Raw genomic sequence first — 690 nt, forward strand, 5'->3', positions numbered from 1 at the left:
GGCGAGGGGATGCTCGCTGCCGGCCTGCAGCGCGGCGGCACGGCGCAGGAGGTCTGCGCGCGCGACGCCCGGCGCAGGCTCGAGGTCCGTCACCGTCGGGCGCCCTTCCGTCAGCGTGCCGGTCTTGTCGAAGGCGACCGTGTCGAGGGCGTGGGCCACCTCCAGGGCTTGCGCGTCCTTGATCAGGATGCCGTGGCGCGCCGCGACGCCGGTGCCGGCCATGATCGCCGTCGGCGTCGCGAGGCCGAGGGCGCAGGGGCAGGCGATGACCAGCACCGCGACCGCATCGATCAGCGCCGTTTCCACGCTAGCGCCGGCAATGAGCCACCAGCCGAGGAAGGTGAGCAGGCCCAAGCCGAGCACCACCGGCACGAACACCGCGCTCACCCGGTCGACCAGGCGCTGGATCGGCGCCTTGGCCGCCTGCGCGTCCTCGACAAGGCGGATGATCCGCGCGAGCGTCGCCTCCGCGCCGACCGCGGCGACCTCGACCACGAGCCGGCCGTCGCCGTTGATGGCACCGCCGACGACCCGGTCGCCGACGGCCTTTGCCACCGGCAGGCTCTCGCCGGTGATCAGCGCCTCGTCGATCCGGCTCGCGCCGTCGCGGATCGTGCCGTCGGCGGGCAGGCGTTCGCCGGGGCGGACCACCACCGCGTCGCCGACCCGGAGCGCGGAGACCTCGATCTC

At 74.6% G+C, this 690-nt stretch carries 1 protein-coding gene; it reads right to left on the bottom strand.

Going from position 1 to position 690, the window contains the following annotated elements:
• The coding region (locus FV222_RS28380) for an HAD-IC family P-type ATPase (protein WP_147816443.1) at positions 1-690 on the bottom strand (690 nt) is incomplete at both ends.

Origin of the sequence: Methylobacterium sp. WL103, assembly GCF_008039885.1 — a bacterium.
GTDB classification, from domain to species: Bacteria; Pseudomonadota; Alphaproteobacteria; order Rhizobiales; family Beijerinckiaceae; genus Methylobacterium; species Methylobacterium cerastii.